At 68.3% G+C, this 14,371-nt stretch carries 11 protein-coding genes and 6 tRNA genes; 7 read left to right on the top strand and 10 right to left on the bottom strand.

The features are described 5' to 3' along the window. The 7 genes from OXN85_09545 to OXN85_09515 all read right to left on the bottom strand — a co-directional run. A partial coding sequence (locus OXN85_09545; protein ID MCY3600198.1) for a hypothetical protein occupies positions 1 to 1,194 on the bottom strand: 1,194 nt, incomplete at its 3' end. 318 nt (positions 1,195 to 1,512) lie between these two features. Then, positions 1,513 to 1,586 (bottom strand) — tRNA-Pro (locus tag OXN85_09540). Between the two features lie 64 nt (positions 1,587 to 1,650). Continuing rightward, positions 1,651 to 1,723 (bottom strand) — tRNA-Gly (locus OXN85_09535). Between the two features lie 65 nt (positions 1,724 to 1,788). Beyond that, a tRNA-Thr gene (locus tag OXN85_09530) sits at positions 1,789 to 1,860 on the bottom strand. Between the two features lie 76 nt (positions 1,861 to 1,936). Beyond that, positions 1,937 to 2,010: transfer RNA gene (locus OXN85_09525), tRNA-Ala, on the bottom strand. A gap of 22 nt (positions 2,011 to 2,032) precedes the next feature. Beyond that, positions 2,033 to 2,107: transfer RNA gene (locus tag OXN85_09520), tRNA-Asp, on the bottom strand. Between the two features lie 17 nt (positions 2,108 to 2,124). Next, positions 2,125 to 2,198, bottom strand: a tRNA-Val gene (locus OXN85_09515). A gap of 219 nt (positions 2,199 to 2,417) precedes the next feature. Between OXN85_09515 and OXN85_09510 the strand changes: the two genes are divergently transcribed. The 7 genes from OXN85_09510 (at position 2,418) to OXN85_09480 (ending at position 10,529) form a co-directional block, all read left to right on the top strand. Continuing rightward, positions 2,418 to 3,227 carry a cytochrome c3 family protein gene (locus OXN85_09510; GenBank protein MCY3600197.1) on the top strand — a complete coding sequence of 270 codons (810 nt, stop codon included), beginning with the start codon at positions 2,418 to 2,420 and terminating at the stop codon, positions 3,225 to 3,227. Then, positions 3,215 to 6,316 carry a 4Fe-4S dicluster domain-containing protein gene (locus OXN85_09505; protein MCY3600196.1) on the top strand — a complete coding sequence of 1,034 codons (3,102 nt, stop codon included), beginning with the start codon at positions 3,215 to 3,217 and terminating at the stop codon, positions 6,314 to 6,316. Before OXN85_09510 ends, OXN85_09505 begins: the two co-directional genes overlap by 13 nt. After that, complete coding sequence (gene nrfD / locus OXN85_09500) at positions 6,316 to 7,683, top strand: polysulfide reductase NrfD (protein MCY3600195.1); 1,368 nt, start codon at positions 6,316 to 6,318, stop codon at positions 7,681 to 7,683. Before OXN85_09505 ends, nrfD begins: the two co-directional genes overlap by 1 nt. Then, a complete protein-coding gene (locus OXN85_09495; protein MCY3600194.1) occupies positions 7,676 to 8,179 on the top strand; it encodes a DUF3341 domain-containing protein in 504 nt (167 codons plus the stop codon). The genes nrfD and OXN85_09495 overlap by 8 nt, the downstream gene beginning before the upstream one ends. Beyond that, positions 8,176 to 8,802, top strand: coding sequence for a cytochrome c (locus OXN85_09490; protein ID MCY3600193.1), 627 nt, complete (start codon positions 8,176 to 8,178; stop codon positions 8,800 to 8,802). Before OXN85_09495 ends, OXN85_09490 begins: the two co-directional genes overlap by 4 nt. Further along, the gene (locus OXN85_09485) at positions 8,799 to 10,079 is read left to right on the top strand and encodes a hypothetical protein (GenBank protein MCY3600192.1); all 1,281 of its coding nucleotides are present in this window, start codon (positions 8,799 to 8,801) and stop codon (positions 10,077 to 10,079) included. Before OXN85_09490 ends, OXN85_09485 begins: the two co-directional genes overlap by 4 nt. Before the next feature lie 132 nt (positions 10,080 to 10,211). Next, positions 10,212 to 10,529, top strand: a complete 318-nt coding sequence (locus OXN85_09480; GenBank protein ID MCY3600191.1) for a hypothetical protein — start codon at positions 10,212 to 10,214, stop codon at positions 10,527 to 10,529. Positions 10,530 to 10,580: 51 nt separating this feature from the next. On the opposite strand, the gene OXN85_09475 is transcribed toward OXN85_09480, so the two are convergent. The 3 genes from OXN85_09475 to OXN85_09465 all read right to left on the bottom strand — a co-directional run. Next, complete coding sequence (locus OXN85_09475) at positions 10,581 to 10,952, bottom strand: hypothetical protein (GenBank protein MCY3600190.1); 372 nt, start codon at positions 10,950 to 10,952, stop codon at positions 10,581 to 10,583. A 142-nt stretch (positions 10,953 to 11,094) separates the two neighbouring features. Further along, a complete protein-coding gene (locus tag OXN85_09470) occupies positions 11,095 to 13,914 on the bottom strand; it encodes a 2-oxoglutarate dehydrogenase E1 component (protein ID MCY3600189.1) in 2,820 nt (939 codons plus the stop codon). Positions 13,915 to 13,938: 24 nt separating this feature from the next. Then, on the bottom strand, positions 13,939 to 14,371 hold a 433-nt coding region (locus OXN85_09465), incomplete at its 5' end, for an MBL fold metallo-hydrolase (GenBank protein ID MCY3600188.1).

Below are 14,371 nucleotides of genomic sequence, written 5' to 3'. Positions count from 1 at the left end.
TGCGCATGGTCTGTTGTTTCCCTTCTCAAAAAGAGCAACTACGATCCGTTGGATGATCTCGCTGGCCCGCTTCTCCAGCCACAGTTGGTCTGGCTGGATCTTCGGAATCATCCACATCCCGGCGCTTAGCGTCGCTGATAGCTGACTGCCCCCGGACACGAGATACGAAGGATGTTCAGGAACCCTCTCGAACCAGTGGCTCGTCTTTACAATCGGGAGTTTGGCCTCCGAGTACCATCGTAGGAGCGACACGGCATTCTGGCCGATTACTCTCAGCGCTGATGGGCTCTGCGTGCGATCGATCGACACAAACACCATCTCTTCCCACGCATTCAGCTTCCGGGCTGCAACTCGCCGATGGTGTGCTTGAATCGATCGATTCCGAGCCAGAACGCCTGGGGCGGCAACGGACTTGACCGCCTTGACAACGTCTTCCGTCAGCGACCTCGTTACCTCCTCCGGATCGAGAAAACCGAAAACTCTCTTCCCGAGCGGGATGAAGGTCAGTACCGAGGCAGCTCCGAAAAAAGAAAACGCCACGGCCGAACCGGCTCCAAGGGAGTACCCGAGCGCCTCGGCTCCGAGAGCGAACAGACATGCGCCTCCCGTAAAGCCCACAACACTCAGATAAAGTCCGCCAACCCGATCCGCGATCAATACAGATCGTAGGTCCGGGGGCACATCTCCGTATGCCGTACCGGCAACTACGCTGATCGCCGCAAAATAGAGCCCGAGGAAGGCACCCATGACCTGCGCGCCCGTCGCGAGAAGCGCCAAATGCGCTCCTCCAGATGGCTGGTTTGGTGCGACGGCCTGCACCCAACTCAGGGTTCGTTGCTCAATCGACTCGGGAAGGATCCCACGTCCGGTGTCCCCCAAGGAGTCGAGGAGGGCAGGCAAGAGGGACTGATCGAACCAGACCAAGGACACAACGAAGCCGCCCGAGAGGAGCACCGGGAAGAAAATGACCCTGAGGAGTTGGCGAAACACTGCGGTCGCCGTAAGTCTCTCCCTGAAGGAGCGCCTGCGCCGAAAAATGGCCCTTAGAACCTTGAACCGGACGCGCGCAACTCGGTCGCGAGTGACCCAGAACATGGGCTCCTGCCGTCGTACTGCCTTGCGGGTCCACCTGTTGCCCGAAAAAAGAAACGGGGCGAGCGTGAGCCAAAGGAGGCGGCTGATCAGCTTGGGCATCTTCATACGCCGTCGGGCGCTCGCCTAGATTGGCAACGGATATGGCCACATCGTGCCGGCTGCACCTTTAGGCGGGGCAAAGCAGGAGCGCTCGACGGGCCGCCGCCGGAACCTAGTCGTCGGGGTGAGGTGAACGGAGATCCGCCCCCGGCGTCTGATCGACACAACACACCCTCCCAAAAGCAGCTGGTTGACCGGGCCGAGGCGCCCGGATTTGGCTACGACCGCCTTCGGCGGCCCGCCTAATCTCGGGGGGCGGCTTGGCTGACCAGGCAATCTTAACAGTCCGCCCAGCCAAGACGACAAGGCGGGCGGGAGTCGGGGCGCCCGGATTTGAACCGGGGACCTCTGCGTCCCGAACGCAGCGCTCTACCGGACTGAGCCACGCCCCGAGGGGTACTGCGGACCGCGCGTTGGGCGCGGGGGCCGGGCTCGCGCGCGAGCCGGCTGCGAAGAAGCGGGTGACCGGATTCGAACCGGCGACCTCAACCTTGGCAAGGTTGCGCTCTACCAACTGAGCTACACCCGCGTGTCCCTGCTTCCTCTCCCTCCAGAGCCTCCAGCCTGCCGGCTGTCGGTGGAGGGGTCCTTCAGAGCCACCGGTCGGATTTGAACCGACGACCGCCGCATTACGAATGCGGTGCTCTACCCCTGAGCTACGGTGGCGAGCCGTCGGCCGCTACCCGGGGCGGCCCTGGCGAGAAGGCTTGCCGGGGCTGCGGGGGTGGACGGCGACGGGGAGTGGAGCCGGCGGGATTTGAACCCGCGACCTCTTGAGTGCGATTCAAGCGCTCTCCCAAACTGAGCTACGGCCCCTCGCTCGACACTCTTTTCGGAACGGGGCTGACGGGATTTGAACCCGCGACCTCCGGTGTGACAGACCGGCACTCTAACCAGACTGAGCTACAGCCCCCTGCAGCGGCGTTTCGATGGGGCCTACTGGACTCGAACCAGTGACCTCTACGATGTCAACGTAGCGCTCTAGCCATCTGAGCTAAGGCCCCTCCGAAAGACACGACGAGCGGGCCCCGGGTGGGAGCCCGCTCGGACGGACATATGCTAAAGGAACGGCCCGAATCGGTCAACCTCGGCGGGCGCCGGATGGGCGGTTCCCGGCGACGGTTGCATCCACCGGAGCGGGGTTTACCTTGTTCGCGACCCGGGCTTCCGCCGGCGGAGGCTGACGGGCGACTCACATCGTCGATTCCCGCTCAGAGAGGCGGATGAAGATAAGCTCTCGCGCGGTCGCGGGCGTCCTTGCCGCGGCCCTCGGCGCCACCGCCCTGGCGCTGTACCGGCCTTCAACCGGCGAACTCGAGCTCGCGGTCGCGAGCCTCGATCCGTCCGCCTTCCTTCACGTCCAGGAGAGCTCGGATCCGCAGGCCGCGGGCGAGGGCGAGACGGCCGACGCGGCGCTCCAGTACGCGGATGAGCAGGATCTCGCGACGATGCCCGCCCAGTGGCGCGCGATCTACGATCACGAGAACGCCAGCCGCGGGCCCGAGCAGCCCATCCCGTTCAACCACCGCTTCCACGTCACGGACCTCCAGATCGACTGCATGTACTGCCATGTGGGGACGGAGCGGTCGGTGTCGGGGGTCGTGCCGTCGCTCGAGGTGTGCATGGGGTGCCACCGCATCGCGGGCACGGGGCTGCCGCCGGTCGAGGAGTTGCGTCAGTACGAAGCGCGCGGCGAGCCGATCGAGTGGGAGTGGGTGTACAAGCTGCCGGAGTTCGTGCAGTTCAGTCACAAGGCCCACGTGCGGAACCTGGAGTGCCAGGACTGCCATGGGCCGGTCGAGGAGATGGACCGGGTCTACCAGTGGGCGCCGCTCACGATGGGCTGGTGCCTCGAGTGCCACCGGCGGCCACCGTTCGACGGCGATGTCTCGACCGACCATACGCTGGCGCGCGATAACCCGCCGCCACGGGCGCCGGCGCCCCGTCAGCCGGAAGGGTTCTACCCGAGGGACATCGACACGGACTACGGCCGGACCCGGGCTCCCACGGATTGCGCGGCATGTCACTACTGAACGGGGGCAACGGCGGTTGCGGCTGCGCGGGGAGCTGCTCGGGTGGCGCCGCGCCTGAAGCCGACGCCCTCAACGGCGCCGCGGCAAACGGGACGGGGACCTCCCGGCGCCGCTTCCTCAAGGTGCTCGGGACTTCCGGGGCCGGGGCGGCGACGCTGGCGGCGTGCGGCCCGCCGAACTTCGGGGACAAGCTCATCCCCAGCCTCGTCGAGGAAGAAGGAATCACGCCGGGTGTTTCCGAGACCTACGCAACGGTGCTGGCGGACGCGGGACCGGAACCGGTGGCCGTCCATGCGCAGGTGCGCGACGGCCGGGTCCTCGGCCTGAGCCCCAACGATCGGTTCGGCGGAGGCACGAACGGCCTTTCCTCGCTCACGCACTCGACGCTGCAGGACCTCTACGATCCGGATCGCCTGAGCCAGCCGATCCAGCGCAATCCGTCCACGGAGGAAGGGGCGCCTCCCTTCCAGTACGCGAACTGGGAGGATGCGACCGCCGCGCTCACGAACGCGGTGCGCGTCGGCGGCGCGGTGCTCCTAACCGGGCGGGTGACGGGCACGACGGGCCGCTTCATCGCGGAGTGGGCCCGTGTGATGGGGGTCGAACACATCGCCTGGGAGCCGTTCTCGAACCAGGCGCTGGCGGGCGGGACCGCGGACGTGAGCGGCGGCGCGGGCATGCCGCGCTTCGACCTCTCCTCGGCCGACCGGATCGCCTGTTTCGGCGCGGATTTCCTGGGCACCTGGCTCGCCCCGACGCAGATGTCGGCGGGTTTCGCGGCGGCGCGGGACATCGAGGCCCACCACCACGCGAAGTTCACGTTCGTCGGCCCGCGCCTTTCCCTGACGGGCGCCAACGCGGACGAATGGATCGAAGCGCGAGCCGGGACCGAGGGCGCCGTGGCGCTCGCCGTGGCGGGCGTCGTTGCGGCGGCGCGGGGCGTCACGCTTCCGGCCGGAATGTCCGCCGTGTCGCCGGAGTCCGTCGCGGACGCCGCGGGGGTTTCCGCCGACGCGATCCGCGCGCTCGGAGAGGAATTGGCCGCCGCGGAGAACGCGGTCGCGGTCCCGCCCGGGCTCGAGTCGCAGGGAGCCGCCGCGCGGCAGGCACACCAGGCGGTCGCGGCGCTCAACGAAGTGCTGGGGGCCGTGGGTACCCGGGTCTTCCCGGGGGGCGGCACGCCCGAGGGTACGACGGCGAGCTTCGCGGACATGCAGGCGTTGATGGGGCGCATGCGGGCCGGGCAGGTGCGGACGCTCATCGTATCCGGGTGCAATCCCGTCTACGCGCTCCCCGCCGCCTCGGGGTTCGGCGAGGCGCTGGCCAACGTGGCGAACACCGTCGCGATCACGCCGCACCTCGACGAGACGGCGTCGGCGTGCGGCTGGGTGCTCCCCTGCCACCACGCGCTCGAGTCGTGGTGCGACGCGGACCTGGCGGACGGCGCGATGGCGCTCGGACAGCCCCTCATGCACCCGGTGTTCGATACACGCCAGCGCGAGGACCTGCTGCTGGACGTCGCAAACGCGGCGGGACAGGGCGCCGCGTTCGGCGGGACGGACTACGCGACCGTGCTGCGGAGCACCTGGACCGAGCGGCTCGGCGGCGACGCGGCGTGGCTCGACGCGCTCCGGCGCGGTGGCGCCTCGGCGGCGGCATGGGCGGGCGACGCAGGCGAAGAATCCGGCGCGGACTCCGGTGCGGAGGCGGCGCCCGCGGGCGGCGGTGACGGCTTCGCTCCGCCGCAGCCGCCCTCCGGCACGCAGCTCGTCGTCTACCCGACGGCCCAGTTCTACGATGGCCGGGGCGCGAACCGGTCGTGGATGCAGGAACAACCCGACGCGATCACCAAGGTCGTGTGGAACTCGTGGGTGGAGATGCACCCCGACATGGCCGAGTCCCTCGGCGTCGAGCGCGGCGACATCGTCCGCGTCGAATCCGCCCAGGGCGCCATCGAGGCGCCGGTCTACGTCTACCGCGGCATCCGCCCGGATACGGTGGCGATCCCGCTCGGACAGGGACACACGGCATACGGCCGCTACGCGCGCGACCGCGGCGTGAACCCGCTGGACCTCCTCCCGGCGAACGCGGACCCCGGCTCCGGAGCGCTGGCGTACGCCGGGACGGCGGTCACCGTCGCTGCCACCGGGGAGACCGCCCGGCTCGTCGTCACGCAGGGCTCCACCGACGACCACGACCGGGAAATCGTCCACGCCATGAACGTGGAGGACGCGCTGCACGAGATCGAGGCGCACGAGATCGACCTCGTCGAGATGGTCGAGGCCGCGTGGGACTCCGATCCGAACAGCCCGTACCGCTGGGGCATGACCATCGACCTCAACGCCTGCACCGGCTGCGGCGCCTGCGTCACCTCCTGCTACTCCGAGAACAACATCCCCACCGTGGGAGAGGAGCAGGCGGCGTTGCGGCGGGAGATGTCGTGGATGCGGATCCACCGCTTCGAGGAGGAGACGGAGGACGGCGGGTTCCAGACGGTGCAACAGCCGATGCTGTGCCAGCACTGCGGCGACGCGCCGTGCGAGCCCGTGTGCCCGGTCTACGCGACGTACCACAGCCCGGAGGGGCTCAACGTTCAGGTCTACAACCGCTGCGTCGGCACGCGGTACTGCGCGAACAACTGCCCCTACAAGGTCCGGCGCTTCAACTGGTTCAACCACGACGCGCGCGGCCGCGGCGACGGGGGGGCCTTCGCCTGGCCGCTGAACCTCCAGCTCAACCCGGACATCACGGTCCGGGAGGTGGGGGTGATGGAGAAGTGCACGATGTGCGTGCACCGGATCAACAAGGCCAAGATCGACGCGAAGGAGGAGGGGCGGACGGTGCGGGACGGCGAGGTGATGACGGCCTGCCAGGCCAGCTGCCCGTCGAACGCGATCACCTTCGGCAACCTCAAGGATCCGGAGAGCGAGGTCTCCCGCAAGGCGAAGAGCGCCCGCGGCTACCACGCGCTCGGTGAACTCGGCGTGCGCCCCGCCATCACCTACCTCGAGGACGTCACGCACCGGCACATGGCGGCCGGCGGGCACGGTGAACCGGCCGCGGCCGGGGAAGGCGAAGAGGCGCACTGATGGCGACCGCCGAGGCGAAGGTGCCCGCCACCCCGACGCTGGCCGACGCGAACCGCGACATCACGCGGCCCATCGCGATGCCCGAGAAGCGCTTCTATCTCGTGCTCGGGGTCGCGGCGGCGGGTCTCGCCCTCATGTTCGGGGCCTGGTTCTACCAGATCGGGGCCGGCATCGGCGTCGCGGGCATCACGCACCCGGTGTTCTGGGGCGTGTACATCACGACCTTCGTCTTCTGGGTCGGGATCGCCCACTCCGGGACGCTGATCTCGGCCATCCTCTACCTCTTCCGCTCCGGCTGGCGCACGACGATCAACCGGACCGCGGAGGCGATGACGATCTTCGCGGTGATGACGGCGGGGCTCTTCCCCCTCATCCACCTGGGTCGCGTCTGGTACTTCTACTACCTGATGCCGTATCCGTCGCAGCGGCAGATCTGGCCGGACTTCCGGTCGCCGCTCGTGATGGACGTGTTCGCGGTCTCGACGTACCTCATCATCTCGGCGCTGTTCTGGTACACCGGCCTCATCCCCGACTTCGCGATCCTGCGCGACCGGGCCAAGGGCTGGATGTACAAGATCTACGGCGCGTTCTCGCTCGGGTGGCAGGGGACGGTGAGCGAGTGGCGGCACTACCGCCGCATCTACCTCTACATGGCGGGAATCGCGACGCCGCTGGTGCTGTCGGTGCACTCCGTGGTTTCGTGGGACTTCGCCCTCTCGATCGTGCCGGGGTGGCACTCGACGATCTTCGCCCCGTACTTCGTGGCCGGGGCGATCTTCAGCGGGGTCGCCCTCGTGATCACGATCATGATCCCGCTGCGGTGGGCGTTCGGGCTCGAAGCATACATCACGGAAAACCACTTCGAGAACATGGCGAAGCTGGTGCTCCTCACGTCGCTCATCGTCGGCTTCTCGTACGGGACGGAGTTCTTCCTCGCCTACTACTCGGCGGATCCGATCGAGATCGAGAGCTTCCGCTGGCGGGCGATGGGGGCCTACGCGCTCCCGTTCTGGGTCATGGTGTTCTGCAACGTGGTGGTGCCGCAGGCGCTGTGGTTCAAGAAGGTCCGCACCAGCCTGCCGGCGCTGTTCGCGCTCACGATCTTCGTCAACATCGGGATGTGGTACGAGCGGTTCGTGATCATCGTGACGTCGCTCGCCCACGAGTACGAGCCGGGCGGATGGGGTCTGTACACGCCGAGTTGGGTGGAGATGTCGATTCTCGTCGGCAGCTTCTGCTGGTTCTTCTTCTGGTTCCTGCTCTTCTCGCGCAGCCTGCCGGTGATCTCGATCGCCGAGGTGAAGGAACATCTCGCGCACGAGCACGCACACGCAGACGATGGAGGCGGCGGGGATGGCCATGAGTAGCGGCGTCCTCGGGCAGTACGACACGCTGCACGGCACGCTCGACGCCATCGCGCGGCTGCGGGAGGCGGGACACCGGGACATCGAGGTCTTCTCGCCGATTCCGTCGCCGGAGATCGAGGAGGCGATGGACATCCACTCCTCGCCGGTGCGCGTGTGGGCGCTGACGGGCGCGATCACCGGGTGTACGCTCGGGGTGCTGCTCACGGCGGGCACGTCGCTGGCCTACCCGCTCGTCACGCAGGGCAAGCCGCTCGTGTCGCTGCCTCCGTTCGTCGTGTTCATGTTCGAACTCACGGTGCTGCTCACGGGGATCTTCGGGCTGGTCGCCCTGCTCGTGCACACGAAGCGGCCGGTGATCAACCTCGACCCGGCGTATCGAACCTCCTTCTCGGTCGACCGCTGGGGCATCTTCGTCCCGGTCAACGGCGAGGGGCACGCCGCCGCCGAGGCGCTGGTGCGGGAGACCGCCGCGGTGGACGTGGAGGTGCAGGGATGACCGCCCGCGCCGCCGCGACCGTGGTCCTCGCCGCCCTCGCTCTGGGCGGTTGCGACGACCAGATCAAGCACCTGGATCAGCGGACCCCGTTCTTCAACACGATGTCCTGGCAGCCCTCGCTGGAGGCCTACGAGGAGCGGGCGCGGCTGCCGGTGCCCGGCACGATGCCGATCGACGGCGAGCGCACGTACGACCTGCTGGCGGCCGACACCATGCTGGTCAGCCCGATCTCCGGCACCGAGGCCGACCTCGCCCGCGGGGCGGAACTGTACCGCCAGTTCTGCACCGTCTGTCACGGCGTGACAGGGGCGGGCGACGGCTCCGTGGTGGGGCAGAACCGGATTCCGGACATCCCGCTCCTCAACATCCGGGGCGAACTCACGCGCGGATACACGGATGGCTACATCTGGGGCATGATCGGGAACGGACGCGGGTTGATGCCGCCCTACCGGCGCATCCCGGCCATGGACCGCTGGTACCTGGTCGCGTACGTGCGGCAACTGCAGGCCGAGGCGATGGCCGAGGAAGCGGCGGCGGCAGAGGCCGCGGCGGCTGAGGCAGCGGCCGAAGCGGCGGCGGAGTCCGAAGCGGGCGAGGTCCCCGGGACGGGAGGAGGCCCGTGAGCGGCGGCGGCGACCGTCCGGCGCTCACCACGGGAGAGGCGCTGCAGACGATCAGCGGCCGCATCCCGACGGTGTGGCTGGCGGTATGGCTGGCCGCGGTCGCGGTCGGGGCCGTGGGCTTTGCGACCACGGTCGGCGGTGACGCGCAGCGCGCCTGGATGAGCGTGTGGTCGAACTTCCTCTTCTGGACGGCGATCTCGATGGCGGGCATCGTGTTCGGGGCCGTCCTCCAGGTCGCGAAGGGGCACTGGGGCAAGAGTTTCCGCCGGCTGGCCGAGGCCGCGGGCGCCTTCCTCCCCATCTCCTTCGCCCTCTTCTTCGTACTCCGGCTGGGCGCCGAACACGTCTTCCCGTGGATCGGGCCGGTGGAGACCTCGCACCTGAATCGCGACTGGCTGACGCTCGAGGGCGTCTTCATGCGGAACGGGGTCCTGCTCGCGGTGCTCTACCTGCTCGGCTTCGTGTGGCTCTTCTACTCGATCCGGGCCGACGCGCCGCTGGTCGCCGCGGAGAGCCGGGGGTGGCGCAAGGCCGTCGTTTCCCTCTTCGCCCGGGGCTGGCGCGGGGACGACGTGGAGGTCGAGCGCTGCCGGAGCCGCATCGGGCGGCTATCCGCCGTGCTGATCCTGAGCTGGGCCGTCATCTTCTCGCTCCTGTCGTTCGATTTCGGGATGTCGCTCACGCCGGGCTTCATGAGCATGGTGTGGGGGCCGTATTACTTCATCGGCGGCTGGCTCGGCATGCTCGCGCTCGTCGCGGTCATGGCCCACCGCTACAACGGGCGCTCCGACGGGATCCGGCTGTGGGGCAAGTACGACTTCCACGATCTCGGGAAGCTGACGTTCGCCTTCGTGGCGTTCTGGACCTACCTCTGGTTCGCCCAGTACCTCGTGATCTGGTACGGCAACATCCCGCGCGAGACGAACTTCTTCATGCCGCGCTCGACGGGCGGCTTCGGGCGCATGTTCTGGCTCCAGATGGTGCTCATCTTCGCCCTCCCCTTCCCCTTCCTCCTGGGGCGGAGCCCGAAGATGAGTTCGCGCTGGCTGGCGTTCGTGGGGTTGCTGATCCTGATCGGGTTCTGGGTCGAGCGCTGGAACATGGTGGCGCCGTCGATCTGGCACGGGGAGGGACTGCCGCTCGGCGTGCCGGAGGCGATGATTTCGATCGGTTTCATCGGCCTGTTCGCCCTCGCGTACGGCGCCTATTCGACGACCTTCCCGAAGGTCCCGATGCGCGAGACGATCGCGCTGGGGAGTCCGGGCCGCGGCCCGTAGGCGGCCGCCGGTTTGGTGCCGACGGACGAAGGGGTGCCCCGGGCGGCCTCCGGCCTCTATTTTCAAACGCTGGCTGTATGACGTGACGGTGCGGACCCTGCCGATGTGGCGCGGCCTCGTGCCGCGAAGTTCTTGACCGAGGCGGTTTGGATGGAGCTTTCCGACAACTACGAGCAGTTGCTGCAGCGAACGACCGCGACGGTCGAGAAGTACCGCGAGGGGGCCGAGGAGCTGAGGGTGAAGCTCCGCGAGGCCCGCGCCGGCCGGAAGGTCCAGATCATGGCCATGATCGACCGGCTGGAGCGCAAGTACGACGGCGCGAAGACGCGCCTCGAGGAGCTTTCGGATTCCGAGGAAGACGGCAACAGCCAAGCCCTCGGCGTCCTCCACCAGAAGGTGGTCTCCGAACTCTCGGACATGAAGCGGACGATCCAGACCCGCATCCGCTGACCCCAACGTCCTGAGTGCATCGGCCTCCGGAAACGAGCAGGCGGAGGACGACTAGCCCGGATCCGTGCCGGTGTCCGGCAGCGGGACGCCCAACACGCTGCCTTCGATCCTGGCAACCGCCATGCGCGTCCTGGTCAGTTCCGCGGCGACCGCATCGATTCGGCCGCCAAGTTCGGTTCGCACGCCCTTGATCTCGCCCCGAAGCTCGTCGCGTACACCGCCGATGTCACCCCGAACCTCCTCGCGCAGGCCCTTGATGCTGCTCTGAAGTTCCCCGCGCAGATCTTTGATGTCGCCCTTGAGCTCCCCGCGCAGCCCCTCGAGTTTCTCGCCGTGCTTGCGCGCAAGGCGGCCCAGCGTCACGCCCACACCGATGATTGCCACCATTATGGTGACGAGTCCGATCATCACGTCCAGCCCCATCGTCCGACGGCTCCCGTTGAAGGTTCCGTGCGGCAAGCGACCCACTGGCCGAAGCCGCGATCCACACGAACCTCCGTCTGTCGATCAAGGTGCGATCAAACGTCGAGGGCCTCAAGCCGAACGACCGGAAACGGAGTCGCTGTCAGTCCAGGCTCAGGGCGGCGCGGAGCAGGCGGCGCTGGCGGCGAACGTGTTTGCCGAAGTAGCCCTCCGCGGGACTCGCGCGCTCGGGGCGACCGATGTAGACGGGCTCGCGGCCGATGAGTTCTCGCAGGTGCGGCCGCATGAACGTCCAGCCGCCCATGTTTTCCGGTTCTTCCTGTACCCAGCAGATCTCCGCCTCGCGGGGATAGGGGGCCAGGGCCGCAGCCAGTTCCTCCGCCGGGAACGGGTAGGGCTGTTCGACGCGCAGGATCGGGATGTCGTGCGCGGGGGGAGCTTTCGCCAGCAGGTCGAAGTAGACCTTTCCGCTGCACACGATGACCCGGCTCACGCGGGACGGGTCGGCGCGGAAGTCGGGGTCCGGGAGCACGGGGCGGAAGGCGCTTCCGGTGAGGTCGCCGATCGAGGAGCGGGCACGCGGGTGGCGTAGCAGGCTCTTCGGCGTCATCACGATCAGGGGGCGGCACGTCGCGCGCAGCGCCTGCCAGCGTAGCGCGTGGAAGTACTGCGCGGGCGTCGTGCAGTTCACGACGCGGATGTTGCCTTCGGCGGCGAGTTGCAGAAAACGCTCCAGCCGGGCGCTCGAGTGCTCCGGGCCCTGGCCCTCGTAGCCATGCGGAAGGAGCAGGACGAGCCGCGACTCCAGGCCCCACTTCGTGCGGCCCGAGACGATGAACTGGTCGAGGATCGCCTGTCCCACGTTGGCGAAATCGCCGAACTGGGCCTCCCACATGACGAGGGCGTTGGCGGCGATCGTCGAGAAGCCGTACTCGAAGCCGAGGGTGGCGATCTCGGACAGGGGGCTGTTCGCGATGCGGAACGCCGCCTGTCCGTCCTCCAGGTGGGCCATGGGTGTGTGGGGACGTCCGTCCTCCGCGTCGTGCAGCACGAGGTGGCGGTGGCTGAACGTGCCGCGCTCGGTGTCCTCGCCGGTGAGGCGCACCGGGACGCCCTCCGTGAGCAGGCCCGCCAGCGCGAGCGACTCGGCGTGCCCCCAGTCGATCCCCTCGTCCAGCGCGGCGCGACGCCGTTCGAGCTGTCGCCCGAGCTTGTGGAAGGGCTTGAAGTCGTCCGGCCAGCGGTGAATCGCCTCGTTGAGGTCCCGCAGCCGCGCCTCCGGAATGCCGGTCGGCCGCGCCGGCTCCGCCGGGTCCAGCAGACGCTTCGGGTCCGGGGCCGCTCCCGTCTGCGCGTCCGCTTCCTTGTGCGCGGCGATCGCTCCCCTGGCCGCCTCGAGTTCCGCATCCACGTCCGCGACCATGGCGTCGGTCTCTTCACGGGAGAGAAGCCCCCGCTCGATAACGACTTCCGCGAACTGTGCGCGGACCCGCGGGTGCGAGTCGATCCGCTCGTACATCATGGGCTGCGTGTACGAGGGTTCGTCCCCTTCGTTGTGCCCGTAGCGCCGGTAGCCCACGAGGTCGATGACCAGGTCCTCCCCGAACTCGAACCGGTAGTCGACGGCGAGGCGCACCGCGGCCATGCACGCCTCGGGGTCGTCCGCGTTCACGTGCACGACGGGGAGCCGGAAGCCCAGCGCGAGGTCGCTCGCGTACCGGGTCGAGCGGCTGTCGCCGGGCAGGGTGGTGAAGCCCAACTGGTTGTTCGTGATGATGTGAATCGTGCCGCCTGTCTCGTAAGCGTGCAGCCGGCACAGGTTCAGCGTCTCCGCCACGACGCCCTGCCCTGCGAAGGAGGCGTCGCCGTGGATGAGGATGGGGAGGATGGCGGATGAGTCGAAGGCTTCGCCGCTGAAGCGCGCGGCCCGGGCCATGCCGAGGACGACGGGGTTCACGTGCTCGAGGTGGCTCGGGTTGGGGGCGAGCCGCACGTCCAGTTGGACGTCGTCCTCCGCGACCTGCGACCGGCCTCCGACGTGGTACTTGACGTCGCCGGATCCGTGCTCCGGGAGCGCGGTCATGATGCCGCGCGCGGCCTGTTCCTCGAATTCGGCCACGATCGACTCGTAGGACAGCCCCATGACGTGGGCCAGCACGTTCAGCCGCCCGCGGTGCGCCATTCCCACGAACACCTGCCGCGCCCCGCGCCGCCCCGCGCTTCCGATGATCCCCCGCATCATGGGCACGAGCATGTCGAGTCCCTCGACGGAGAACCGCTTCTTCCCGAGGTAGGTGCGGTGCAGGAAGGTCTCGAGCCCCTCCACGCGGGTCAGCCACTCGAGGCACGCCTTCGCCCGCACCCGGCTCATGAGGAGCCGGTGGCGGTGCGATTCGATGTAGTCCACGAGCCAGTCTCGCTGGGCCGGGTTCTCCATCTGGTCGAGTTCGTAGCCGATCGGGCCGCAGTAGATTTCCTCGAGGCGGTCCACGACTTCGGCCGCGTTGTCGCCGAGGTGCTTGAGCCAGACGGCGGAAGCGGGCACGCGCGCGAGTTCTTCGCGGCGGATGCCGTGATACTCCGGTTCAAGCACCGGGTGCCTGGGAGGCTCGGAGCCGAGCGGATCGATGCGCGCCCCCAGGTGGCCGTAGGCGCGGTAGTCCTCGACGAGCGCGCCGGCGATAGCGGCGAGCCGAAGGTCCTCCGTGGCCACGACCTCCGCCTCGGCAGGCGTGGGTGCGAGCGTGGGAAGCGCTTTGACGACCGCCTCGGCGGGCGTGGGTGCGGGTGGGCGAGGCGCTTCGACGACCACTCCGGCCGATGGATCCCAACCCGCAAGCGGCGGTGGAATCACGCCCTGGTCGCGCAGCGTCCGTTCGACCAGCCCCTCTGCGTATCCCGCGTTGTAGCCGTCCGCGATCCAGCCGCGGTCGGCGGCGGGGCGGTTTCCGTCGTCGCTCATCTGGCTCACCTGAGGGTCGCTCGCCTAGTGGTGGCCGTGGGCGTGACCGTGCTCGACATTCTCGGCGCCCGCCGCGCCGGAGAGGCTCCGGTACACGGTGTCGAGCCAGCGTTCCGTCGAGATGAACTGCCAACTCCAGTCCGCCCACTCCTCGGCGACGCCCTCGCTCTGGATCTCTTCGCTGCTCATCCCCGCGTCGATCTTGCCGCGGACCATCGCGATCGTCTCGGTGATCATGCGGTGGTACGTCCGCAGGTCGTCCACGGTGGAGAGCGGACCGTGTCCGGGAATGATGTGGATGTCGGCCGGTACGTTGTCCAGCACCTGCGAGACCGCCTTCAGGAGTCCTTCCACACTCCCGCCGCTGTCGATGTCGACGAAGGGGAAGAGGCCGGAGAAGTAGTCGTCTCCCATGTGGAGGACGTTCGAGCCCGTGAAGTGGATGAGGGCGTCCCCG

The sequence above is a fragment of the Candidatus Palauibacter australiensis genome (assembly GCA_026705295.1).
Classification (GTDB): domain Bacteria; phylum Gemmatimonadota; class Gemmatimonadetes; order Palauibacterales; family Palauibacteraceae; genus Palauibacter; species Palauibacter australiensis.
The sequence above is the reverse complement of the archived record's forward strand: the minus strand, read 5'-3'. Positions and strand labels throughout refer to the sequence as shown.

Excerpts from the sequence above, each read along its gene's own strand:
- OXN85_09510 (MCY3600197.1), top strand. The coding sequence starts at position 2,418 with ATGAAGATAAGCTCTCGCGCGGTCGCGGGCGTCCTTGCCGCGGCCCTC.
- OXN85_09505 (MCY3600196.1), top strand. The coding sequence starts at position 3,215 with ATGTCACTACTGAACGGGGGCAACGGCGGTTGCGGCTGCGCGGGGAGC.
- nrfD (MCY3600195.1), top strand. The coding sequence starts at position 6,316 with ATGGCGACCGCCGAGGCGAAGGTGCCCGCCACCCCGACGCTGGCCGAC.
- OXN85_09495 (MCY3600194.1), top strand. The coding sequence starts at position 7,676 with ATGAGTAGCGGCGTCCTCGGGCAGTACGACACGCTGCACGGCACGCTC.
- OXN85_09490 (MCY3600193.1), top strand. The coding sequence starts at position 8,176 with ATGACCGCCCGCGCCGCCGCGACCGTGGTCCTCGCCGCCCTCGCTCTG.
- OXN85_09475 (MCY3600190.1), bottom strand. The coding sequence starts at position 10,952 with ATGGGGCTGGACGTGATGATCGGACTCGTCACCATAATGGTGGCAATC.
- OXN85_09470 (MCY3600189.1), bottom strand. The coding sequence starts at position 13,914 with ATGAGCGACGACGGAAACCGCCCCGCCGCCGACCGCGGCTGGATCGCG.